Origin of the sequence: Roseburia sp. AF12-17LB (assembly GCF_003479605.1) — a bacterium.
GTDB lineage: Bacteria > Bacillota > Clostridia > Lachnospirales > Lachnospiraceae > Roseburia_C > Roseburia_C amylophila.
The window spans coordinates 94,751-116,163 of the sequence record NZ_QUHR01000009.1; the positions used below are offsets into that span (position 1 = coordinate 94,751).

Sequence of the window (21,413 nt, forward strand, 5' to 3'; positions counted from 1 at the left end):
AGGCTGAAAGCAATAGAAGATTTGAATTGACCGAGCTCTTTGAGCGGGGGATACTTCTTGTCCGAAGGGCAAGAAGGTGGAACTGAGAAGAATTAAAACAATTGGAAGTTGGAGGATACACGTATGAAAATTGTAATCATTAATGGAAGTGCCAGAAAAGGAAACACGCTGACAGCAATCAATGCATTTATAAAAGGAGCATCAGAAAAGAATGAAATTGAAATCATTGAACCTGACAAACTCAACATTGCACCATGCAAGGGATGTGGTGTCTGTCAATGCTCTAAGGGATGCGTCGATAAGGATGATACAAATCCTACAATTGATAAAATTGCTGCCGCAGATATGATTCTTTTTGCTACACCAGTTTATTGGTGGGGAATGTCAGCACAATTGAAACTTATCATTGATAAGTGCTACTGTCGTGGATTGCAGTTAAAAAATAAAAAAGTTGGCACGATTATTGTAGGCGGTTCTCCCGTAGACAGTATCCAGTATGAGCTGATTGATAAGCAGTTTGACTGTATGGCAAAATATCTTTCATGGGATATGCTTTTCAAAAAATCATATTACGCAACAGCCAGAGATGAACTTGAAAAAAACAAGGATTCCATGAACGAACTTGAGGGGATCGGAAAAAATTTATAAAGCACGTTCCAGATTCGGATTTGCAGAGATAGAGAATTTGTGCTGAGAAGTGTTAATTTATAATGTGTTAAGGAAAGCTAATATTAGATGAGAATTCTGTCGGTATATTCGACAAATGTACAAGTAGAAATATTTGCAGAATACGAAAGCGTATTCGCAATATCCGGATTGTGAGAAATCATCATCGGTGCTGGAAAAGTGGAGGGCGAATTAATATGAAGTATGCCGGAACTGCCGGAGGTTGAATCTGCAACGGAATATTACAAGCAATCCATGATGACGGGATTTATGCAGTGGTTTTGCCGGACAGGTGGAAAGAAAAAATTCTCAGAATCAGATATCGAAGCAAAGAAAGAGATTGCAAAATTCAAAGCAGGTGACAGAAATCCTTATTCCTGGAATATGGAATTTTATGAGTATGAGGATGGCAGCGGATACGAAGCGAGATTTACAACTTGTGGAATCTGCACACTGATGAATGAACTGGGACTGACTAAGCTGATACCTGCAATGTGCCGCCTTGACTATACAATGAGTGAAGCAGATTGTGTCAGTAATTTTGCCAAGGAATATACAATCGCTTCGGGTGGACCGTATTGCGACTGCGGTTATACGAAAAGAAGTGCAAAATAAAATGTTATAGAAATAAGAGTAGTTTCACAGACTGCTCTTATTTTTTTGAAAAATTTAAATCTTTTTTCCAATCCCTCCTGTCTTACTTAATAGAAGGGAGGAAGGACAGATGAAAAATATAATAAAATGGTTTGTGCTGCTGATGCATAAGGACATGCAGAATTTTGAAATGAACGAGGATACGGATTGCTCGGTTCGCAAACAGATTATGAACAGAACAAATCGCAAAAAGGAAGGTGAAAGATTATGATGAAAATGAGAAAACCTGGATATATTGCACTTGCTGTCCTGATGGTAGCAACAATCGCTTTAACAGGATGTAGCAATGTAACAGAAGCAAAGGGAAGTCCGACTACGGAAAAAGAAAAAGTAGCAGAGAAAACACCACAGAAGAGGGTGAAAGTTATAGTAGAAAATGCTGCAGAAACAGCTATTGAAACAGTCAGATTGGCGCAGAAAACAGAAGGAACTGAAAATTTAGAACCGGAACCTGGGGCAGAAGAAGATACAGCGGGAGAAAATACAGAGGGAGAAAATGAGACGGGAACAAAGCAAGGAAAGACAGAGGAGACAGACCAGTCAGATAAAAATAAAAGCGGTAAGAAAAAGAATACAACAGTAGCAGATACAACCGATTCAAATAAGCCGCCACATGACGGAATGATATATGATGTCAATGAAGGAACATGGATTGATATGCCGGAGGTTCATCCGGATGGTTTTGACAGAAGTGCGGCCGAAGAGGTGTGGTCTTATGTGAATGCAGAGAGAACAGCAGCAGGCCTCAATGCACTTACCTGGGATGAGGACATATACAATTTTGCATGTCAGAGAGCACAAGCAATTGTATCAGATTTTTCCCATAATGGCTGTGGCAATTATGGAGAAAACATAGCATTAAATTCTGCGGGAAGCGCATATAGAATCCACATGCAGTGGAAAATTTTGCACTGGAAGAAAGTGAAAACAGTGGTGGAAACACAACAAGAGAATTCAACGGACAGACACTTGACCTTACACAGGCGCAGGCAGAAGCTTTTGATAATGGAAATATATGGATAGCGGGCAACGGCATCATCATTTATGAACACAGCGATGGAACGTTATCCTGCAATGCCTATGGACCGGAGGCAGAAGCAGCTTTAAATGAGTATATTGACAGCCATGACTGGTGAGAATAGAAGATGGAAATGTGCTTGCGGTGGAAGAACTGTTTCTGTTAAAATTTTAAGAAATCAGGCGTTATAGGAAAAATACATGAGAAATAAGGAAGAAAGAAGGAAAAGAAAATGACATATACACAGGCAGTTGAAAAAGCATGTAATGGAGATTCGACGGGATTTGAATTTCTTTATGATACAACAAAAAATAATAAATATTATCTGGCTTTAAAATATGTGAAAGATGAAGAGGCAGCAAAAGATGTTCTGCAGGAAGCATACATACGGGCGTGGAAAAATCTGGATAAACTAAAAGAACCGGAAAAATTTGATTCCTGGTTAGCACAGATTGTGGTAAATACAGCAAAAAATGAACTGGAAAAACGCAATCATACACCGCTTGATTTACGCATGGAAAGTGGTGAGGAAGAAGATGCAGAAATCATGGATCAGGCAGTAAGCGTCTGGGAAAATGAGCCGGAATTAGAATATACGAAAGAAGAGACCAGACAGCTGGTGCATGAGCTGATCGATGCATTGTCTGACGAGCAGCGTCTGGTGGTAATTGCCTTTGAATTAGAGGGACTTACCACAAAAGAAATTGCAGAACAGCTGGGCTGCCCGGAAGCTACAGTGAAATCAAGACTGCGTTATGGCAGGAATAATATCAAGACAAAGGCAGAGGAACTGCAGAAGAAGGGATACAAGCTTTACAGTATTGCACCAATGCCGTTACTGCTGTATCTGTTGAAAAAGGAAATGGTTGTATCTGCGGCGGAGCCATCCACCCAGCTTTTATTAAGTGAATGTAGAAAAAGTATAGCAAAGAGTACATATGGTGCAGGAAAAACTGCAGCCTCAACAGCGGTAAAAGCCGCAGGCACAGCAAGAAAGATATCATTTTTGTCAACTGCAGCTGGAAAAGCGGTAATTGGAATCGTGGCAACGGCATCTATAGCAAGTGCAGTGACAGTTGGTGTCATCAGCTACAATAAATCAAATGATAAAAATACGACCGCACAGGAAAATGTTCCGGCAGTAGAAGAAGTTCCGGTAAATGCAGACCAGCCAATAGATGGCGTGGGTGAGGATACAGAGACAACGGATGCACCAGAGGATGAAAATGGAAGTGAAAAATATGCTGATATTCCGGAATCTGTGCTTCCAAGTTCCGTGCGTAATGATAAAGACTATTTTGAATTCTGGGACGAGCCGGTAAAGGCAACCTGCTGGATTGACGGTGTCAAGGGAACGATTTATGCAGACTGGGATATGACACAGATTATTAAAGAAGTTACCTATGATGTAGATGGTTATGAGGATGAGCTTCTTATCATTGGCTCTACACTGGATGGCGGTACCCATGCCATTGCAATTTATAACGGACAGTATGTTGTGGTAAATGATGCCATGTGGGATCATTGGTATAATGGAAAGAGTTCTGCTTTTGATTAATACGAAAACTTAAGATTTCGTTAAATTTATGGAACTGATTCTTAAGGTTGTCTGTGAGACATTGACCAACCAATTCCAGTAAGATATATTTGAATTAATAGGCTGCGGAAAAACAGTCCGGATTAAGGAGTATAAGTATATCAAAGTAAGGAGGAACTATGGGCATGGAAAAGCAGAAGGCGAAGACTGGTCCGAAAAAGAAGGTTGGAAAAAAGCAGAGAAGAAAGAGAAAACTGATACTTTTTATTGTAGAAGTATTAGTGATACTCATTTTGCTGGTAGTATTTTATGTAATGAGTAAGCTGAATAAAATCAATAATACCGGTTCCTTAGATGCGAAGAAGCTGAATATTAATATAGACAGCGAGACCCAGGAAGTGTTAGATAATTATACCAATATAGCTATCTTTGGAATTGACAACCGGAGCAGTGGAAATTATGAAAGCGGAAACAGCGACTGTATCATGATTGCCAGTATCAATGATGATACCAAGGAAGTGAAGCTTGTATCCGTATACCGGGATTCCTTTCTGGCAGTAGATGATAAAGACAGCCTGCGGAAACTGAATGCAGCTTATGCCAAGGGAGGACCGACCGGTGCAGTAGCGGCGTTAAATAAGAATCTGGATTTGAATATTACCGAATATGTATCCGTAGACTTCAATGCGGTAATGGAAGTTGTGGATGCATTAGGTGGAATAGAGTTGGATATTACCAGGGAAGAAGCCAGCAATATGCACATCTGGATTGATGAAATGAATGAAGTCATGGGAACCCATGGCAAGCCGGTTTCCGGACCGGGCGTGCAGCAGGTCAATGGAATACAGGCACTTGCCTATTGCCGTGACCGAATGAGTGGCGGAGACGATTTCCGCCGGACCGAGCGCCAGCGTATTGTAGTAGGAAAGATTGTAGAAAAAGCAAAGCAGGCAGACATCCTTACTTTAAATGATTTGGTAGACAAGCTGTTTCCGGACATTTCTACCAGCCTTTCTACCACAGAAATATTGGGACTTGCAGCCCATGTCAAAGAGTATGAGCTTGCAGATACCCAGGGCTGGCCATTCCAGTTAGACACCAAGATGATGGAAAAATCCATCGGAGCAGTAGTTGTACCAACGGATTTGGAGACTAATGTAGATTTGCTGCACCGCTATTTATTTGATGTAGAGGATTATGAAACGACAGATAAGGTGAAAGAAATCAGCAAGGCAGTAAGCAACAGGACAGGAAAGACGGCAGCAGATACCACCCGGGATACGAATCCGCTGGTGCAGGATGCAGCTGCTGCTGAAACAACAGAGTAAGAGGAAAATCCAACCAAATTTTATAAAAATTTCACAAAAAATAAGAAAAATCCAGTTACCTTTTGTATATTATTATGTTATGATAAAAATATATCAGTAAACATACAATGATTATCAAGGAGGTATTACGAATGCAGAGATTTACATTACCAAGAGATTTATACCACGGCAAAGGTGCATTGGAGGCACTGAAGAACTTCGAAGGAAAGCGCGCAATGATCTGTGTTGGTGGAGGCTCCATGAAACGGTTTGGTTTCCTGGATAAAGCAGAGGCATATCTGAAAGAAGCAGGTATGGAAGTGGAACTGTTTGAAGGAATTGAACCGGATCCATCTGTTGAGACCGTGATGAAGGGTGCTGCCGCTATGGAGAAGTTTCAGCCGGACTGGATTGTAGCAATCGGTGGTGGTTCTCCAATTGATGCTGCGAAAGCAATGTGGATTAAATATGAATATCCAGATATTACCTTTGAAGATATGTGTAAGGTATTTGGAATTCCGAAATTAAGAAAGAAAGCACATTTTTGTGCAATTTCTTCTACCTCAGGAACAGCAACAGAAGTAACTGCATTTTCCATTATTACGGATTATGAGAAGGGAATCAAATATCCGATTGCGGATTTTGAGATTACACCGGACGTAGCAATCGTTGACCCGGAACTGGCAGAGACCATGCCGCAGAAACTGGTAGCCCATACTGGAATGGATGCGATGACACATGCCATTGAAGCGTATGTTTCAACTGCCAACAGTGATTTTACAGACCCGCTGGCACTCCATGCCATTGAGATGATTCAGCATGATCTGATTGATTCCTATAACGGAGATATGGCAAAACGTGATGCCATGCACAATGCCCAGTGTCTGGCTGGAATGGCATTTTCCAATGCACTGCTTGGAATCGTACATTCTATGGCACATAAGACCGGTGCCGCATTTGCCGACTACGGTGCACATATTATTCATGGCGCAGCTAATGCCATGTATCTGCCGAAGGTTATTGCATTTAATGCAAAGGATGAGACTGCAAAGAAACGTTATGGCGTGATTGCAGACTTTATGAAGCTTGGCGGAGAGACACTGGACGAGAAAGTCGCACTTTTAATCCAGTACCTGCGTAAGATGAATGATGACTTGAATATTCCGCACTGTATTAAGAACTACGGACCGGACAGCTATCCGGCTGAGCAGGGCTTTGTACCGGAAGAAGTATTCTTAGAGAGACTGCCTGAGATTGCAGCCAATGCAATTTTGGATGCCTGCACCGGCTCCAACCCAAGACAGCCAAGTCAGGAAGAAATGGAAAAACTGCTGAAATGCTGTTACTATGACACAGAAGTAGATTTCTAAAAAATAGATTAAAAATGAAGTAAGCCCCGTTTCGATATCGCATTGATATTTGAGACGGGGTTTTTACAGTCTGAAAAATGGTTTTACAAAGGTAATACCCCCACAGCACTGCGGGGGTACAAAGGGGAGTTATGAAAATTTATGAAAAAAGTTTTATCAAATAGAGAGACAAGACATTGGGGGATGAACCTGTTCTCTATTGATATTTGTAGTATACCCGGATTTTGTGAAAAATAATTGTCCAGATTATGAAAAAAGCGTTAAATTCTAAAAAAATTTTTCTGAAAAAAATTCACGAATCTTGTATATCCCCCTTGCGTAAAACACAAGATATGGTATACTGTATATGCGTTGAAGAGATTCGACACAAAATCTAGTACAGTTTTGTGCCGATTTTATGCGAATAGACTATTTTTTTATGGGAGAGGATTTCAATGAAAATCATTAAAAGAAGCGGCGCAGAGGCTGTTTTTGACATTTCAAAAATTATTATTGCAATCAATAAAGCGAACCATGAGGTGGTGGAAGCGGAACGATTGACTGCAGACCAGATTAAGGAGATTGCACAATATATAGAGGATTCCTGTAAGGATGCCAACCATGCCCTGAATGTAGAAGATATTCAGGACTTAGTGGAGGATCAGTTAATGGACAAGAGGGCTTTTTCTGTTGCCCGGAAATACATTACTTACCGCTATAAACGTGCCCTGGTACGTAAATCCAACTCTACGGATGAACAGATTTTAAGTCTGATTGAATGTAATAATGAAGAAGTAAAACAGGAGAATTCCAATAAGGATTCAACCGTAAACAGCGTGCAGCGTGACTATATGGCTGGTGAGGTGAGTAAGGATATTACCAGAAGATTCCTTCTCCCGGAGGATATTGTAGAGGCACATGAACAGGGAATTATCCATTTCCATGATGCAGATTATTTTGCACAGCATATGCATAACTGTGATCTGGTAAATTTAGAGGATATGTTACAGAACGGAACCGTTATCAGCGGAACCAGAATTGACAAGCCACATTCGTTCTCTACAGCATGTAATATTGCAACCCAGATTATTGCTCAGGTGGCAAGCTCCCAGTATGGCGGACAGAGTATTTCACTGGCACATTTAGTACCATTTGTCCAGATCAGCCGCGAGAAAATTCATGCAGAGCTGGTGCAGACATTAAAAGAGAGCGATGTGGAACTGAGCGAAGAGAAGATTAACAGCATTGTGGAAAGAAGACTTCATGCGGAAATCGAGCGGGGCGTACAGGTTATCCAGTATCAGGTAGTAACCCTGATGACTACCAACGGACAGTCCCCATTCGTAACCGTGTTCATGTATCTGAACGAAGCAAAGAATGAGCAGGAGAAAAAAGACCTTGCCATGATTATAGAGGAAGTGCTAGACCAGCGTTATCAGGGTGTTAAGAATGAGGATGGCGTATGGATTACACCGGCATTTCCAAAGTTGATTTATGTATTGGAAGAGGATAATATCCATGAGGATTCGGAATACTATTATCTGACCAAGAAAGCAGCAAAATGTACTGCAAAGCGTATGGTTCCGGATTATATTTCTGAGAAGAAAATGAAGGAATTAAAAGATGGCAACTGCTATACCTGTATGGGCTGCCGTTCCTTCCTTACCGTATATCATGATGAAGATGGCAAGCCAAAGTTCTATGGTCGTTTCAATCAAGGCGTGGTAACCTTGAATCTGGTAGATCTGGCATGCTCTTCCGGCGGAGATTTTGAAAAATTCTGGAAGCTATTTGATGAGCGTTTGGACCTTTGCTACCGTGCATTGATGGCACGTCATAACCGCCTGAAGGGAACACCTTCTGATGTGGCACCGATTCTCTGGCAGTATGGAGCACTTGCCCGTCTGAAAAAAGGCGAGACCATAGACAAGCTTTTATATGGTGGATATTCTACTATTTCACTGGGTTATGCAGGACTTTGCGAATGTACCAGATATATGACTGGAAAACCACATACCGACCCGGCAGCAACACCATTTGCCTTAAAGGTAATGCAGCGGTTAAATGATGCCTGCAAGGAGTGGAAAGAGAAAGAAAATATTGATTTCTCCGTATATGGAACACCGCTTGAGTCTACCACCTATAAATTTGCAAAATGTTTACAGAAACGTTTCGGAGTTATTCCGGGTGTTACCGATAAGAATTACATTACCAACAGCTATCATGTGCATGTAACCGAAAATATCGATGCATTTACCAAACTGAAATTCGAATCCCAGTTCCAGGCACTTTCGCCGGGTGGAGCAATCAGCTATGTGGAAGTTCCGAACATGCAGGATAATCTGGATGCTGTTTTATCTGTAATGAAATTCATCTATGAGAATATCATGTATGCAGAGTTAAATACCAAGAGCGATTACTGCCAGGTATGTGGCTATGATGGTGAGATTCAGATTGTAAAAGATGATGATGGAAAATTAGTATGGGAGTGCCCGCATTGCCACAACCGTGATCAGGATAAGATGAACGTGGCAAGACGTACCTGTGGTTATATTGGTTCCCAGTTCTGGAATCAGGGAAGAACCCAGGAAATCAAGGAGCGTGTACTTCACTTATAAAAAGAAAGTGAAAAGAAAATGCATTATTCAGCGATTAAATATAATGATATTGCGAACGGCACCGGTGTAAGAACGGTGCTGTTTGTATCCGGCTGCCGGAACCACTGTAAAGAGTGTTTTCAGCCGGAAACATGGGACTTTAAAAATGGAGAAGAATTTACAAAAGAAGTAGAAGATGAAATTCTTGCATCTTTGGAATCTCCCTATATCAAGGGACTGACTCTTTTGGGAGGAGACCCTTTTGAACCGGAAAACCAGCATGCACTGCTTCCATTTATCAAGCGGGTGCGGACGGAACATCCGGAAAAAGACATATGGGCATATACCGGATATGTACTGGATAAGGATTTGGTACCGGAGGGAAGAAGATATACCGAGGATACGAAAGAATTATTATCCTTAATCGATGTGCTGGTGGATGGCCCTTATGTGGCAGAGCTATATGATATTACATTAAAATTCAAAGGTTCTTCCAATCAGCGTGTCATTGACTGCAGAAAATACAATGAAACAGGAGTCATTGAAGAACTGATGTAAACTGCGTGAAAGATAAAGTAGAATCCGGAAGGATTCTATTTTACTTTATGGCATTTTTATATTAAAATAGAAATAACGTGATTGTTTTAAGGAAAGATATAGGAGAAGAACATGGAAATTAGTAAAGAGCGTAAAGAAGAATTATTAGAGACCCATCTTTTGAATTATGAAATGCCGGATGAACAGGAACTTGCAAAGCTTACTTTAGAGGAACTGGAATTTCTGATTCGTTCTGCAGAAGTACATCATAAGAAGAAAACCTTTGTGGCAGATAACTTTTTAAAGAAGATAGAAGTGTTTAACAAGATTCTGGCAGATAAAATAAAGGGATGCAAAGAGCTTTACTGCGCATGGGACAGGCACACCGGTTACCCGCGTGTTATGGGGGACGGAAGTGTATTAATCTTTTCAACGAAAGAATTTGCCCAAAAGGCAATAGAACATTATAAAGAGCAGAATGTAGAACTGGAATTAAAAGGAATCAGAGGAGACAAGCAGATGTTCTTCTGGGCAAACCTCCACTGGTGGGGTATGGAAGATCTGATACTGGATGTGGGAAGCTATTCCTGCAGATTAAAAAGAGATGACTTGCTTCCACCACCGGATTTTTCCGAGCTTTCCAAAGCACAGATTCCGGTTGTAAATCCGGCTCTGATTCTTGCAATGGCAAGACACAGACAGATTTTATTTGAAGAAAAGAAAGATGAACAGTGGAAACGTGCGGAGCAGTTCTTATGTGACCGTATGTTAAAAGAGGTAGTCCGCGGGGAATTCTTATGTCCGGTAAAAGTGGTAGAGGACCCGAAGGAAGAAAAGGATGCAGACGGAAAAAAGGGAACAGCCCTTCAGTTTGCATTGTTACAGGATAGCAATGGAGCACAGTGGATGCCGGTGTATACAGACTGGCAGAGTTTTCAGAAGATTTATAATGTAAAGGAATGGAAGGGACAGAAAGTCAGTTTTGACCAGCTGATGAAGATTGCAGGAGAGCGAGATTTTGTAATCAATCCGGGCAGTATGGAACTTCGGGTAGAAGAGAACCGGAAGAAAATTATTATAGGTTATTTCAAACGCTATAAGAGGCAGGAAGCTGAGATGGCATCTGGCAATCTTGTTGAAAAGAAAACGGGTGTATTTGTTGGTGAGCCAATTGCAGAGGCGGATGAACTGAAACAGATACTCAGTGAATATATGAAGAAACAGAAGAATATCAAGAAAGCATATCTGGTAACGAAAATTGAACGTAAGGATGACATTAGTTATTTGCTGGTTGTAGAGTTTAAGGGTGAGAGAAAGAGCGTCTTTGAAGGAATTGCTGAAGCTGTAAAGCCGTCCCTTGGCTATATGCGTCTTGATATGCATGAAGCAGACGAAAAGGCAATGGAGCTGATTGGTGAGGTTGCACCATTTTATAAAAAGACTTTTCTGGGATTGTAAATTGCAGGAGGAAATATGGAACAAAAAGAATTAGATGGCAAAGTCTGGGAAGTAAGTGGATTCGTATTTGAAAATGAAGAACAGGCAAAATTGGCAAAAAAGGAAGTGGAAGGAATCCAGTACATACATGATAATATGAACATGGATAATCCACAGATGGTACAGGAAATCTACCAGAGAATCATGGCTCAGGAATTGTTCCATACACCGATAGGATATGCCTATCTAAAAGAACTGCAGGATTATCTGAAAGGACTGCCCGGGGTGGATGCATCCGAAATACCAGGTATTCCTGTGAAAGATATGGGCTTAGACCTTGACCATGTAGCTGGCAAAGAAAAATCTGGTGAGCACCAGAATGAAAATGCTGATAAAAATTCAGAGGAACAACAGGAAACGAAATTACAGAAGCGCTGCCGCATCTTACTTTCTGTGAATATTGTGCTGATTATTATTGTTATTGCCATGTTTGCCATCAGCCTTACCAGTGGCAGTACCACAATCTTAAATTATGAGACGAAAATCATTAATAAATATGAAGAGTGGGAACAGGAGCTGGATGAAAGAGAAGCGGCACTGGATGCTTTGGAAAAGCAGAATTAAATCGCAGAAGAACACAAATTTGACATATTTATCCGTTAAACTATAGAAAAAAGAAGAGGGAAGCAAATATGGAAAAACGTAAAATTCTGGTGGTAGACGATGAAAGCCGTATGCGTAAGCTGGTGAGGGATTTCCTGGTAAAACAGAACTTTGAAGTGTTAGAGGCAGGAGACGGAGAAGAAGCCTTAGACGTATTTTATAAAAATAAAGATATTGCATTGATCATTCTGGATGTTATGATGCCGAAGATGAACGGCTGGGATGTATGCCGGGAAATCAGGGAAAGTTCCAAGACACCGATTATCATGCTGACAGCCAAGAGTGAAGAAAGTGATGAACTTTTAGGATTTGAACTTGGTGTGGATGAATATATCAGTAAACCATTCAGCCCGAAGATCCTGGTGGCAAGGGTAGAGGCAATTTTGCGGAGAACCGGCAATTATACGGAAGATGATGTGCTGGAAGTAGGTGGCATTGTAATGGACAAGGCTGCCCATATGGTAACAATTGACGGCAAAAATATTGATTTGAGCTATAAAGAATTTGAGCTTCTGGCATATTTCATGGAGAATAAGGGAATTGCTTTATCCCGTGAGAAAATTCTGAATCATGTATGGAATTATGATTATTTCGGTGATGCCAGAACTATCGATACCCATGTGAAAAAGCTGCGTAGCAAGATGGGCGAAAAAGGGGATTATATCAAGACAATCTGGGGTATGGGCTATAAGCTGGACATTGATGCACCGCAATAGAATGTGATAAGGTGGAAGATATATGGCAAAGAATAAGAAAAAGCAGCATTCCATTACAACGCAGATTACATTGACTATCGTTGGGTTAGTGGCCGGCACGGTATTACTGTGCTGGCTTCTTAATGTTACCCTGCTGGAAGGCTATTATACCCGCTATAAGCAGGAAGTGCTGGAAAATGGGTTCCAGCAGATTAATGCGGCAAGTGAACAGGGAATCTTAAATACATCAGATTATGATATAGATTTTGAAAAAATCTGTTCCAATGGTAACCTGACGATTTTAATTATTACATCCGATGGTACAGTAGTGCGTTCTTCTACCAATGGTGTGGAAAATCTCAGGATGCAGTTTATGGAAATTATCATGGCAAGTGTGCAGAATGATGATATGCATCTTAATATGAAAGTACTGAAAGCAAACGACAATTATGTCATGGGAGAAAAAGAGGATACCAGGCTGGAATCGGATTATCTGATTCTCTGGGGAACCCTGGCAGATGGTAATCTTTTGCTGGCGAGAACTCCATTGGAAAGTATCAAGGAAAGTGCGCAGGTGTCTAATCGTCTGCTGATGGATGTAGGAGTTGTTGCGGTAATAGTGAGTGGTATTATCATTTTTTTTGTTACCCGCCGTATTACTAACCCAATTCTGCGGCTTACAGATATATCCAAGAAAATGGCAGAATTCGACTTTGATGCCAAGTATGAGGTCAAGGGAGATAATGAGATTGAACAGTTGGGCGAGCATATGAACCAGCTATCGGAAATCTTAGAGCGGACCATATCGGAATTAAAGAGTGCTAATAATGAATTGAAGATAGATATCGAAAAGAAGGAACAGATTGACGAGATGAGAAAAGATTTCCTGTCAAATGTTTCCCATGAGCTAAAGACACCGCTGGCACTGATTCAGGGTTATGCAGAAGGCTTACAGGAATGTGTGCAGGACGATCCGGAGAGCAGAAATTTCTATTGTGAGGTCATTACAGATGAAGCAGAGAAGATGAACCGCATGGTAAAGAAACTTCTTACTTTGAATCAGCTGGAATTTGGGAATGATGCTATTGTGATGGAACGGTTTGATATCACCGAACTGATCCGTGGAGTAGCTGCCAGTAATGCCATTATCTTAGAACAGAAAGGAGCTATTCTGGAATTTGACGAGCAGCCGCTTTTTGTGTGGGCGGATGAATTTAAGATAGAAGAGGTTATAACCAATTATCTGAGCAATGCAATCAACCATTTGGAAGGTGAAAACCGGATTAAAATTTCTTATGAATGTAAGCAGGATGTAGTAAGAGTCAGCGTGTTTAATACCGGAAAGCCGATTCCGGAAGAAGACATTGATAATATCTGGATTAAATTCTATAAGGTAGATAAAGCAAGAACCAGAGCTTATGGAGGCAGCGGAATTGGTCTGTCCATTGTAAAAGCAATTATGGATTCCATGCATCAGCAGTGCGGAGTCATTAACCATGAGGATGGTGTGGAATTCTGGATAGAATTAGACACCAGCAATCGCGATGATAACGAGGAAGAACGTGAAATAACTATTGCCTGAAAGCCGGAAAAATGCTAACATGGAAATAGATTGATAAGTTAAGGAGTGCCTATGATGGACAGAAAGATAAAAACAACGGCATGTGTGCTGTTGGCTGCGTTATTCTTAGGCGGATGCGGAGAGCAGCCGATTGAATTAACGGAGCAGGAAGAACAGACAATTGTAGATTATGCAGCACATGTAGTATCAAAGTATAATATAAAGCAACAGGATGGAATTGTAAGGCTGTCAAAGAGTGAAGAGACAACAGAGACTACAGATACCGAGGCTGTGGAACAGCCGGATTCCACTGAGCAGATGCCATCAGAAGGTGGAGATGCAACAGGAACTCCGGAGAATGCGGCATCGGACAACAGTGTGTCCTTAAACGATGCAGTGGCAATACCGGGCATTGATGTGCAGTATACTGGGGCAGAATTTGCTTCCGTCTATCAGCAGGATTCGTCTTATATCGTAGAGCCGACCGCTGGAAATAAGTATCTGGTTTTACATTTTCATTTAAACAATGCCGGAACCGAAGCAGTTGATTGTGATATGTTAAGCCGCAAGGTGTCATTCCGCATGACATTAAATGACAGCGTGGAAGCTGTTGCACAGGTCTCAATTCTGTTAAATGACCTTGGCACATATCAGGGGACTATTGAAGCAGGAAGTGGCACAGATACGGTTTTACTCTTTGAGGTGCCGGAAGGTACACCGGAAGATTTGAGTAAAATCTCTCTGGAAGTAGTCGAAAACACGGTACATAAGACCTGTAATCTATAAAATAGTAAAAATATCTAAAGAATTGTAAAAAAACGGTGCATTTTTATGTAATATTATGTTATAATTTGAAATAGAAATATTCTAAGAAATGACCTTGGGAGGAAAACATAAATGGAGACAAATATTCTGTTAGAAAATGGTACGAACGAACTGGAAGTGCTGGAGTTTACTTTAGGGGATAATCATTACGGAATTAACGTAGCGAAGATTCGTGAGATTTTATCCTATCAGCCGGTAACCCCGGTACCAAATGCACATCCGAGTGTGGAAGGAATCTTTATGCCACGAGATACCATGCTGACGGTAATCAGCCTGAGAAGATGTCTGGGTATGCAGGATGAAGAAGGAAAAGGTTTGTTTATTATCACAAACTTTAATAAATTAAATATTGCATTCCATGTAGATCAGGTTATTGGAATTCATCGTGTCTCCTGGTCAGAGATTATCAAACCAGATGCAACGATTAATGTCCAGGACAAGGGTGTATCAACCGGAGTCATTAAACTGGATGGACAGTTGATTGTTATTCTTGACTTTGAAAAAATTATTTCTGATATCAGCCCGGAAACAGGACTTAAGGTATCTGATGTAGAGCATCTGGAAAATCGTAACCGTAATGATTCCCCGATTATGATTGCAGAGGATTCCCCATTATTAAGTAAATTGATTACAGATTGTCTGAAGAAAGCAGGTTATACCAACCTGAATGTCAATATGAACGGACAGGAAGCATGGGACAAGCTTTGTGCTTATGAGAAAGCTGGCAATGTAAAAGATAAAGTACATTGTATTATTACCGATATCGAGATGCCATTGATGGACGGACACCGGTTAACAAAACTGGTAAAAGAGAACGATAATATGCATGATATTCCGGTAATCATTTTCTCTTCCCTGGTAAATGATGAAATGAGAAGAAAAGGTGAATCACTCGGAGCAGACGCCCAATTGACTAAACCGGAGATTGGAAGTCTGGTACAGGCTATCGACAGACTGATTGACCAGACTGGAAAGTAAGGAAAGAACGCAGACAAAGGGGTGTGATGTTACATCACATCCCTTTCCTTTACGCTGTCCGGCATCTGCTGGGAGATGTTGTGGCAGACCCTGTAAGCAGATATACAGGCAACTTGGATACATGGAGGTATAAATTTGAGTAAGAGTGAAGATTATCTGGACGATTTGCTGAATTCAGTTTCAGATGCTAACAGAAGAAATAATAAGAAGGATATCGAGAATCTGATTCAATCAATGAATGAAGAAGCTGCAAAGCCAAGAGAACGGGAGAAAAAGCCGGTGGAAAAGAAGCACGAGGACTACTCCGGCACAGGATTCCAGCGTGAATTTGAACAGGAGCTGGCAACAGGAGCAGCAGATGATTTCCTGCAGGAATTCGAAATGGAATTAGACGAAGAGGCATCAAATCAGGCAGATATTGATGTCAATGAAGACAAGACATCCGATGTCGAGGAAGCTTCGGAGTCAATCTCATCAGGAACCACAGATATGGCAACAGATGAGTCTGCAGCATCAGATATGATGGAAGATGTGAATGATATCATGGATGCGGTCCGGAAGAAGGTTGGAGATTCCGGAGAGGAAGAACACCCGGATACGTCGAAAACACCAGAAGATGATGCTTCCGGGGAAGAAGAGACGCTGGGCTTCTTTGATACGCCGGATGAAGATTCGGCGGCGGAGATACCGGAAGCATCAAAGACAGAATCTGAGGAAGAGGAACCACTTCTTTCAGAAGATGATGATGCCATTAATCTTATGGATATGTTATCTGGAGATGCTGACTTATCCGATATCGGCGATTTGCTGAAAGCAGATGAAAATGGAGAAGAATTAGAGCATTCAGAAGATGAGGACAGTGAGGTCCAGGATGAATTTGAACGCCTTGGAAGTATCGAAGAATTAAAGGATTTAAAGGAAGCAAAGGAAAAGAGAAAAAAACAGGGATTCTTCAGTAAAATTATGTCCGTTTTATTTGGACCGGATGAAGAAGAGGATGATACAAAGATTGCAGAAGATGACAGCCTTGGCAGCATTTCATCTGAGAACAGAGAAATCTTAAAAGAGATGGATGCAGACGAGGGAGCCGGTAAGAAGGGCAAGAAAGAGAAGAAAAAGAAAGAGAAAAAAGAAAAGAAGGAAAAGGCGAAGAAGGAGAAGGCGCCAAAGGTAAAGAAAGAGAAGCCTCCAAAAGAAATAGACCGTACGCCACCTCTTCCGAAGAAGCCGGTTATTCTGATTTTTATTATGGCACTTTCCCTTCTAATCTTGATTTTGCTGGGAAGCTCCAATTTACAGTATGGGCAGGACATGCAGCAGGCAAAGGATGATTTTGCAAGCGGCTCCTATGTAACAGCATTCCAGACCGTAGCCGGTTCTTATGTAAAGGGAAAAGACGAGAATTTCTATAAGAAGGCACAGGTGCTGGCTTCCATACAGAGCGAATATCAGTCTTATGAGAGCTTAAGCGGAATCAATGAAAATGAAATGGCTTTGGATGCGTTGATTCGTGGATATGGCAGATGCGTAGATGGCGCAGACCTGGCTCAGGAATATGAGATAACAGACGAAATGGCAGGACTGAAGAATCAGATTTTGCAGCAGTTATCAGACCATTTTGGTGTATCAGAGGAAAAGGCAGCAGAATTGCATGCGATGACAAAGAGAACAGATTATACAAAGGCAATTCAGGGGATACTTGCAGCAGCAGGACTGGAATAGGAGAACATTATGATAGCAATTATTGACTATGATGCAGGAAACTTAAAGAGTGTGGAAAAAGCATTGGCATATCTGGGTGAGGAAAGCGTAATTACAAGAGATTTTCATACCATTGAACAGGCAGATAAGGTGATTTTACCGGGCGTTGGTTCTTTTGGTGTGGCAATGGATAATCTGAAACGCTATGAACTGGACAAGGTCATCCATGAAGTCTGTGAAAGAAAAGTGCCATTCCTTGGAATCTGCCTCGGACTTCAGTTAATGTTTGAAGGAAGCGAAGAGTCAGAAGGAGTAGAGGGACTTGGGCTTTTAGAGGGAAAAATTGTGCGGATCCCAGATACCTATGGGCTGAAAATTCCGCATATCGGTTGGAATTCCCTGCATTTACAGAATAATGGAAGACTGTTTCAGGATGTGCCGATGGATGCCTATGTATATTTCGTGCATTCTTATTATTTACAGGCAAAGCATGAAGAAATCGTAAAAGCAACTACAGAATATGGAGTCACTATTCATGCATCTGTGGAGCAGGACAACATCTTTGCCTGCCAGTTCCACCCGGAGAAGAGCAGCTCCGTTGGACTGAAGATACTTAAGAACTTTGCGTCATTACAGGGAGGTGTGAAATAATGTTTACCAAGAGAATTATTCCATGTCTGGATGTCAATGATGGAAGAGTTGTAAAAGGTGTGAACTTTGTGAATTTAAGAGATGCCGGTGACCCGGTGGAAATTGCGGCAGCCTATGATAAAGCCGGAGCAGATGAAGTGGTATTTCTGGATATTACAGCATCTTCGGATAACCGTAATACAGTAGTAGATATGGTAAGACGTGTAGCGGAAAATGTATTTATTCCATTTACCGTAGGCGGAGGAATCCGCTGTGTAGAAGATTTTAAAGTGCTGCTTAGGGAAGGTGCAGACAAGATTTCTATTAATTCTTCTGCAATTAATACACCACAGTTAATCAGTGATGCGGCAGACAAATTCGGAAGTCAGTGTGTGGTTGTTGCCATTGATGCGAGAAGAAGAGAAGATGGCAGCGGTTGGAACATTTATAAAAATGGCGGAAGAATTGATGTAGGTATTGATGCGGTAGAATGGGCAATGAAAGTCGAGAAGCTTGGAGCCGGAGAAATTCTTTTGACCAGTATGGACTGTGATGGCACGAAAGCCGGTTACGATTTGGAACTGACCAGACAGATTGCAGAAAATGTATCTATCCCGGTCATTGCTTCCGGTGGAGCCGGAACGAAAGAACATTTCTATGAAGCGTTGACAGAAGGTAAAGCAGATGCAGCACTGGCAGCATCATTATTCCATTATAAAGAACTTGAAATTATGGACCTTAAGAATTATCTTGCAGGTCGCGGGGTATCAGTAAGGAGATAAAACTATGGCAATGATTACCAATGACTGGCTGGACAGTGTATCTGCCGAGTTTAAAAAGCCATATTACAGAGATTTATATGATTTTGTAAAAAAAGAATACAGCACCCATGTGGTATATCCACCGGCAGATGATATCTTTAATGCCTTGCACTTAACACCGCTTTCAGAAGTAAAGGTGCTGATTTTGGGACAGGATCCATACCATAATGAACATCAGGCACATGGCCTTAGTTTTTCCGTACTGCCGGATCAGAAAGAGATTCCACCATCTTTACAGAACATCTATAAAGAACTACAGGATGACCTTGGCTGCTATATCCCTGACAATGGTTATCTGGAAAAATGGGCAAAGCAGGGTGTATTATTATTGAACACGGTTCTGACCGTCCGTGCACATCAGGCGAACTCCCATCAGGGCAAAGGATGGGAGCATTTTACGGATGCCATTATCCAGGCGGTCAATGCCCAGGATCGACCAGTTGTCTATATGCTGTGGGGCAGACCGGCACAGAGCAAAATTCCGATGCTTACCAATCCGAAGCATCTGATATTAAAAGCACCTCATCCAAGCCCGCTTTCGGCATACCGTGGTTTCTTCGGATGCAAACATTTCTCACAGGCGAATGCATTTTTAGAAGAGCATGGAGTAGCACCGATAGACTGGCAGATTGAGAATTTGTAGGATGGATTTTAATGTTGACTTGATACCAATAATGTTGAATAACAAAGCATTGCAGGATTTAATAGGTTTCTATGTTAATTGGCATGGAATATCTGCAGTTCTTAGCACATATTTTTTCTTGATTACAAAATGTCTTTCCGTTGCTTTGACTGACTATCCGCACTGTCCGTCAAAGACGGATGTTACACAAAAGTTTATAAGGGGCACTAAGAATTTCGAAACATATTGTGTTTTGCCCGGCAACCGGTGCAAATTCACATCCATGTTCAGATTGCACCTCGCCGGCACATCCTGTGCCGGCGTTGCCGGTTGCTATACGAAATTCTAAGTGCCCCTAATAAATTTTGTCAAACATCCGTCCTTTTGACGAACCGTGCTGATAGTTTGTCAAACATTGGAAAGACACTTTATATTGTAAAAAGAAAAATATGTGTTCTAGAACTGCGGTATTTTATGCCTGACATAGAAACCTGTTAAATCCTGTAATTTATGTTATCAAATATATTGGTATCCAGCCAACATAAAAAATTATTCCTAAAATGAGGAGTGCCCCGACATCTTTCGGATGCCGAGGCTATTATGAAAAAATATATCTAAAAACATGAGTTTCTTTTGATGGTTCTATAGTATGCTATAAATATGACAAAACTATGAACAAACCATAAAAACTTTGTGAAAAGTTACAATAGATGAAAAAAATCACATAAAAAGTTGTGGATTTTACACAATATTGCAATCCTGTGCCTAAAATGCTATAATAGACTTAACAATAGGCAGACGTGGGACAAGGATGTTACACATCAGATATCAAAGGAGTGATTATATGATAGGCATTTCAAATTATGATTTGAATTCAATTAACACATTGTTTTCCGGATTATCAAATGGAAGCAGAACTTCAAACAGCGGTTTGTTAGGAATTAATATTGCTGATTATTCTGCAATTCGTACCGGTTCCTATTTTAAACTGATGAAGGCATATTATGGTGGAAATGATTCTGCCAGCAAGATTGTAGAGACAAACAAGAAGACTTCAACGTCTACTGCAAAGGATGATACTAAGACATTAGCAAAAATTGAAGATGCTGCGGAAGAGTTGAAGGGTGCATCCGATGCTTTACTGGATAAGACCAAGAAGTCTGTATTTAACAAAGTAACAACAACCGATGCAAAGGGTAATACCACAACAGATTATGATAAAGACGCAATTTATAAGAAAGTAAGTGCTTTTGTAGACAGCTACAATAACCTGCTGAAGAAATCAGAAGATTCCAATACCAATGGAATTCTCAATGCAGTTTCTTCCATGGTTCGGACTACAGATTCCAATGAAAAGTTACTTTCTAAGGTTGGAATTACCGTTGGTGTAGATAACAAACTCAGTATTGATGAGGATACCTTTAAGAAGGCAGATATGTCTTTGGTAAAATCTTTGTTCAATGGAAATGGTTCCTATGGATATCAGGTATCTGCAAAAGCATCTTTGGCAGATTATTATGCAGAACGGGAAGCATCCAAGGGCAATACATATGGTAATACAGGTACATATACCTACAATTATAATACCGGAGAGATTTATAATACGACAACCTAAGTGACCGGTTAATAATTATGATTCGCATAATGACGGTGTAAATGTCAGGTATAAATAATATATGCAAATAACAAGAAATGTGTGTTACAGGAAAGCAATTTTCGGTAAAGCAAAAAAGCAGGTGTTCTGATTGGAACACCTGCTTTCTAGGGTTATAGGACAAAACGTGTTGATGGCTAATCCCATTCTGTAAAAGATTT

At 40.9% G+C, this 21,413-nt stretch carries 20 protein-coding genes; all 20 read left to right on the forward strand.

The features are described 5' to 3' along the window. Positions 1-123: 123 nt before the first annotated feature. The 20 genes from DWV68_RS11255 (at position 124) to DWV68_RS11345 (ending at position 21,213) form a co-directional block, all read left to right on the forward strand. Positions 124-648 carry a flavodoxin family protein gene (locus DWV68_RS11255; RefSeq protein WP_117840792.1) on the forward strand — a complete coding sequence of 175 codons (525 nt, stop codon included), beginning with the start codon at positions 124-126 and terminating at the stop codon, positions 646-648. Positions 649-870: 222 nt separating this feature from the next. Beyond that, positions 871-1,281, forward strand: a complete 411-nt coding sequence (locus tag DWV68_RS11260) for an L-2-amino-thiazoline-4-carboxylic acid hydrolase (protein WP_118056898.1) — start codon at positions 871-873, stop codon at positions 1,279-1,281. Positions 1,282-1,390: 109 nt separating this feature from the next. Beyond that, positions 1,391-1,531, forward strand: a complete 141-nt coding sequence (locus DWV68_RS14445) for a hypothetical protein (RefSeq protein ID WP_156454685.1) — start codon at positions 1,391-1,393, stop codon at positions 1,529-1,531. After that, entirely contained in the window at positions 1,528-2,343 is an 816-nt protein-coding gene (locus tag DWV68_RS11265; protein WP_118056897.1) for a CAP domain-containing protein, read from the forward strand. Before DWV68_RS14445 ends, DWV68_RS11265 begins: the two co-directional genes overlap by 4 nt. Positions 2,344-2,570: 227 nt before the next feature. Then, on the forward strand, positions 2,571-3,896 hold the full coding sequence (locus DWV68_RS11270; protein WP_118056896.1) for an RNA polymerase sigma factor: 1,326 nt from the start codon (positions 2,571-2,573) through the stop codon (positions 3,894-3,896). Between the two features lie 164 nt (positions 3,897-4,060). Then, positions 4,061-5,203 carry an LCP family protein gene (locus DWV68_RS11275; RefSeq protein WP_242988736.1) on the forward strand — a complete coding sequence of 381 codons (1,143 nt, stop codon included), beginning with the start codon at positions 4,061-4,063 and terminating at the stop codon, positions 5,201-5,203. Positions 5,204-5,334: 131 nt separating this feature from the next. Then, positions 5,335-6,552: an iron-containing alcohol dehydrogenase gene (locus DWV68_RS11280; protein ID WP_118056894.1), complete on the forward strand. Its 1,218-nt coding sequence runs from the start codon at positions 5,335-5,337 to the stop codon at positions 6,550-6,552. A 434-nt stretch (positions 6,553-6,986) separates the two neighbouring features. Then, positions 6,987-9,149: an anaerobic ribonucleoside-triphosphate reductase gene (gene nrdD / locus DWV68_RS11285; protein ID WP_022242420.1), complete on the forward strand. Its 2,163-nt coding sequence runs from the start codon at positions 6,987-6,989 to the stop codon at positions 9,147-9,149. Positions 9,150-9,167: 18 nt separating this feature from the next. Continuing rightward, positions 9,168-9,686 (forward strand): anaerobic ribonucleoside-triphosphate reductase activating protein, encoded by a 519-nt coding sequence (nrdG, locus tag DWV68_RS11290; protein WP_117698216.1) that lies wholly within the window; start codon positions 9,168-9,170, stop codon positions 9,684-9,686. Positions 9,687-9,797: 111 nt separating this feature from the next. After that, the gene (locus DWV68_RS11295; protein WP_118665821.1) at positions 9,798-11,123 is read left to right on the forward strand and encodes an enhanced serine sensitivity protein SseB; all 1,326 of its coding nucleotides are present in this window, start codon (positions 9,798-9,800) and stop codon (positions 11,121-11,123) included. 15 nt (positions 11,124-11,138) lie between these two features. Continuing rightward, entirely contained in the window at positions 11,139-11,726 is a 588-nt protein-coding gene (locus DWV68_RS11300; RefSeq protein ID WP_022242423.1) for a hypothetical protein, read from the forward strand. 68 nt (positions 11,727-11,794) lie between these two features. Beyond that, positions 11,795-12,481 carry a response regulator transcription factor gene (locus DWV68_RS11305; protein WP_022242424.1) on the forward strand — a complete coding sequence of 229 codons (687 nt, stop codon included), beginning with the start codon at positions 11,795-11,797 and terminating at the stop codon, positions 12,479-12,481. 22 nt (positions 12,482-12,503) lie between these two features. Next, entirely contained in the window at positions 12,504-14,042 is a 1,539-nt protein-coding gene (locus tag DWV68_RS11310; protein WP_118665823.1) for a sensor histidine kinase, read from the forward strand. Positions 14,043-14,093: 51 nt separating this feature from the next. Further along, on the forward strand, positions 14,094-14,807 hold the full coding sequence (locus tag DWV68_RS11315; protein ID WP_118665825.1) for a DUF4352 domain-containing protein: 714 nt from the start codon (positions 14,094-14,096) through the stop codon (positions 14,805-14,807). A gap of 111 nt (positions 14,808-14,918) precedes the next feature. Further along, positions 14,919-15,824 carry a chemotaxis protein gene (locus DWV68_RS11320; protein WP_117698212.1) on the forward strand — a complete coding sequence of 302 codons (906 nt, stop codon included), beginning with the start codon at positions 14,919-14,921 and terminating at the stop codon, positions 15,822-15,824. A 135-nt stretch (positions 15,825-15,959) separates the two neighbouring features. Beyond that, entirely contained in the window at positions 15,960-17,546 is a 1,587-nt protein-coding gene (locus DWV68_RS11325) for a hypothetical protein (protein ID WP_118056891.1), read from the forward strand. A gap of 9 nt (positions 17,547-17,555) precedes the next feature. Beyond that, positions 17,556-18,176 (forward strand): imidazole glycerol phosphate synthase subunit HisH, encoded by a 621-nt coding sequence (gene hisH, locus DWV68_RS11330; protein ID WP_118056890.1) that lies wholly within the window; start codon positions 17,556-17,558, stop codon positions 18,174-18,176. Beyond that, complete coding sequence (gene hisF, locus DWV68_RS11335; protein ID WP_022242430.1) at positions 18,176-18,937, forward strand: imidazole glycerol phosphate synthase subunit HisF; 762 nt, start codon at positions 18,176-18,178, stop codon at positions 18,935-18,937. Before hisH ends, hisF begins: the two co-directional genes overlap by 1 nt. Positions 18,938-18,941: 4 nt before the next feature. After that, a complete protein-coding gene (locus DWV68_RS11340) occupies positions 18,942-19,619 on the forward strand; it encodes a uracil-DNA glycosylase (protein ID WP_022242431.1) in 678 nt (225 codons plus the stop codon). Positions 19,620-20,442: 823 nt separating this feature from the next. Continuing rightward, complete coding sequence (locus DWV68_RS11345; protein ID WP_117946706.1) at positions 20,443-21,213, forward strand: flagellar filament capping protein FliD; 771 nt, start codon at positions 20,443-20,445, stop codon at positions 21,211-21,213. Positions 21,214-21,413 lie beyond the last annotated feature (200 nt).

Excerpts from the sequence above, each read along its gene's own strand:
- DWV68_RS11255 (WP_117840792.1), top strand. The coding sequence starts at position 124 with ATGAAAATTGTAATCATTAATGGAAGTGCCAGAAAAGGAAACACGCTG.
- DWV68_RS11260 (WP_118056898.1), top strand. The coding sequence starts at position 871 with ATGCCGGAACTGCCGGAGGTTGAATCTGCAACGGAATATTACAAGCAA.
- DWV68_RS14445 (WP_156454685.1), top strand. The coding sequence starts at position 1,391 with ATGAAAAATATAATAAAATGGTTTGTGCTGCTGATGCATAAGGACATG.
- DWV68_RS11265 (WP_118056897.1), top strand. The coding sequence starts at position 1,528 with ATGATGAAAATGAGAAAACCTGGATATATTGCACTTGCTGTCCTGATG.
- DWV68_RS11270 (WP_118056896.1), top strand. The coding sequence starts at position 2,571 with ATGACATATACACAGGCAGTTGAAAAAGCATGTAATGGAGATTCGACG.
- DWV68_RS11275 (WP_242988736.1), top strand. The coding sequence starts at position 4,061 with ATGGAAAAGCAGAAGGCGAAGACTGGTCCGAAAAAGAAGGTTGGAAAA.
- DWV68_RS11280 (WP_118056894.1), top strand. The coding sequence starts at position 5,335 with ATGCAGAGATTTACATTACCAAGAGATTTATACCACGGCAAAGGTGCA.
- nrdD (WP_022242420.1), top strand. The coding sequence starts at position 6,987 with ATGAAAATCATTAAAAGAAGCGGCGCAGAGGCTGTTTTTGACATTTCA.
- nrdG (WP_117698216.1), top strand. The coding sequence starts at position 9,168 with ATGCATTATTCAGCGATTAAATATAATGATATTGCGAACGGCACCGGT.
- DWV68_RS11295 (WP_118665821.1), top strand. The coding sequence starts at position 9,798 with ATGGAAATTAGTAAAGAGCGTAAAGAAGAATTATTAGAGACCCATCTT.
- DWV68_RS11300 (WP_022242423.1), top strand. The coding sequence starts at position 11,139 with ATGGAACAAAAAGAATTAGATGGCAAAGTCTGGGAAGTAAGTGGATTC.
- DWV68_RS11305 (WP_022242424.1), top strand. The coding sequence starts at position 11,795 with ATGGAAAAACGTAAAATTCTGGTGGTAGACGATGAAAGCCGTATGCGT.
- DWV68_RS11310 (WP_118665823.1), top strand. The coding sequence starts at position 12,504 with ATGGCAAAGAATAAGAAAAAGCAGCATTCCATTACAACGCAGATTACA.
- DWV68_RS11315 (WP_118665825.1), top strand. The coding sequence starts at position 14,094 with ATGATGGACAGAAAGATAAAAACAACGGCATGTGTGCTGTTGGCTGCG.
- DWV68_RS11320 (WP_117698212.1), top strand. The coding sequence starts at position 14,919 with ATGGAGACAAATATTCTGTTAGAAAATGGTACGAACGAACTGGAAGTG.
- hisH (WP_118056890.1), top strand. The coding sequence starts at position 17,556 with ATGATAGCAATTATTGACTATGATGCAGGAAACTTAAAGAGTGTGGAA.
- hisF (WP_022242430.1), top strand. The coding sequence starts at position 18,176 with ATGTTTACCAAGAGAATTATTCCATGTCTGGATGTCAATGATGGAAGA.
- DWV68_RS11340 (WP_022242431.1), top strand. The coding sequence starts at position 18,942 with ATGGCAATGATTACCAATGACTGGCTGGACAGTGTATCTGCCGAGTTT.
- DWV68_RS11345 (WP_117946706.1), top strand. The coding sequence starts at position 20,443 with ATGATAGGCATTTCAAATTATGATTTGAATTCAATTAACACATTGTTT.